This window comes from Streptomyces spiralis (genome assembly GCF_014654675.1).
Lineage (GTDB): Bacteria > Actinomycetota > Actinomycetes > Streptomycetales > Streptomycetaceae > Streptomyces > Streptomyces spiralis.
On record NZ_BNBC01000126.1, the window covers coordinates 1 to 1,953 of the forward strand.

2 protein-coding genes and 1 pseudogene are annotated in these 1,953 nt (G+C 69.4%); all 3 read right to left on the reverse strand.

The window, feature by feature from the left end; all coding sequences use genetic code 11:
- Nucleotides 1-161: pseudogene (locus tag IE318_RS44260) on the reverse strand (glucose-6-phosphate dehydrogenase); the annotation flags it as partial.
- Between the two features lie 4 nt (nt 162-165).
- Entirely contained in the window at nt 166-1,284 is a 1,119-nt protein-coding gene (gene tal / locus IE318_RS44265) for a transaldolase (RefSeq protein WP_189908475.1), read from the reverse strand.
- A 36-nt stretch (nt 1,285-1,320) separates the two neighbouring features.
- On the reverse strand, nt 1,321-1,953 hold a 633-nt coding region (locus IE318_RS44270), incomplete at its 5' end, for a transketolase-like TK C-terminal-containing protein (RefSeq protein WP_308438645.1).

Consider the following 1,953-nt stretch of genomic DNA (forward strand, 5'->3'; position numbering starts at 1 on the left):
CCCCGGTTGGCGAGGTCGTACACGGCGGGCATCAGCTTCTTGCGCGACAGGTCGCCCGTGACGCCGAAGATGACCAGGCCCGACGGCCCCGCGATACGCGGGAGCCGTCGGTCCGCGGGGTCACGGAGCGGGTTCGCTCCGGTACCGGAAAGCGGCGACAAGGTGTCAGCCCTCCGTGGGAGCGAGGCGCTCCAGCTCCGCCTCGGTCGACTTCAGCAGGTCGTTCCAGGAGGCCTCGAACTTGTCGACGCCCTCGTCCTCCAGGACCTGGACCACGTCGTCGTAGGAGATCCCGATCTTCTCCAGCGCGTCCAGGTCGGCACGGGCCTGCTCGTAGGTGCCGCGGACGGCGTCGCCGCGGATCTCACCGTGGTCCTCGGAGGCCTCCAGCGTGGCCTCCGGCATGGTGTTCACCGTGTTCGGCGCCACCAGCTCCTCGACGTACATGGTGTCCTTGTACGCCTTGTCCTTCACACCGGTGGAGGCCCACAGCGGACGCTGCTTGTTCGCACCGTCCTTCTCCAGCGCGTTCCAGCGGTCGGAGGAGAAGACCTCCTCGTACGCCTGGTAGGCCAGACGCGCGTTGGCCACGCCCGCCTTGCCGCGCAGCGCCTTGGCCTCGTCGGTGCCCATCTCGTCGATGCGCCGGTCGATCTCGGTGTCCACGCGGGAGACGAAGAACGACGCCACCGAGTGGATCTTCGACAGGTCCAGGCCGCGCTCCTTGGCCTTCTCCAGGCCGGTCAGGTAGGCGTCCATGACCGCGCGGTAGCGCTCCAGCGAGAAGATCAGCGTGACGTTGACGCTGATGCCGTTGCCGATGGTCTCGGCGATCGCCGGCAGACCCGCCTCGGTGGCCGGGATCTTGATCAGTGTGTTCGGGCGGTCCACCAGCCAGGCCAGCTGGCGGGCCTCGGCGACCGTCGCCCGGGTGTTGTGCGCCAGGCGCGGGTCGACCTCGATGGAGACCCGGCCGTCCTGGCCGCCGGTGGCGTCGAAGACCGGGCGCAGGATGTCGGCGGCGTCCCGGACGTCCGCCGTGGTGATCATGCGGATGGCCTCGTCCACGGTCACCTTGCGGGAGGCCAGGTCCGACAGCTGCCGGTCGTACCCGTCGCCCTGCGAGATCGCCTTCTGGAAGATCGTCGGGTTGGTGGTGACGCCCACGACGTGCTGCTGGTCGATCAGCTCGGCGAGGTTGCCGGACGTGATCCGCTTGCGCGACAGGTCGTCCAGCCAGATCGCGACGCCTTCATCCGTGAGGCGCTTGAGTGCGTCTGTCATGGAAATTGCATCTCCTACGTGTCGTATATGTGAGCGTCAGCGCTGGGCGGCGGCGATGGATTCCCGGGCCTTGGCCGCCACGTTCTCGGCGGTGAAGCCGAATTCGCGGAAGAGCACCTTGGCGTCGGCGGAGGCACCGAAGTGCTCCAGGGAAACAATGCGCCCCGCGTCTCCCACGTACTTGTGCCAGGGCAGACCCACACCCGCCTCGACCGAGACGCGCGCCCGCACGGCCGGGGGCAGGACGCTGTCCCGGTACCCCTGGTCCTGCTCCTCGAACCACTCCAGGCAGGGCATGGACACCACGCGGGTGGGGACGCCGTCGGCCTGCAGCTGCTCGCGCGCCTCGACGGCCACGTGCACCTCGGATCCGGTGGCCATCAGGATCACCTGAGGCTCGGCGTTCTGCCCGTCGGGGCCCTCCGCCTCGAAGAGGACGTAGCCGCCGCGCGCCGCGTCGTCGTTGGGCTCGTACGTCGGCACACCCTGGCGGGTCAGAGCCAGGCCGTGCGGCTGGCCCTTGCCGAACTCCTTGGTCCAGCGCCCCAGGATCTCGCGCCAGGCGATGGCGGTCTCGTTGGCGTCGGCCGGACGGACGATGTTCAGGCCGGGGATCGCGCGCAGCGAGGCCAGGTGCTCGACCGGCTGGTGGGTGGGGCCGTCCTCGCC

What these genes read in the sequence shown, in the direction of transcription:
- tal (WP_189908475.1), bottom strand. Translation starts at nt 1,284, where the DNA reads ATGACAGACGCACTCAAGCGCCTCACGGATGAAGGCGTCGCGATCTGG.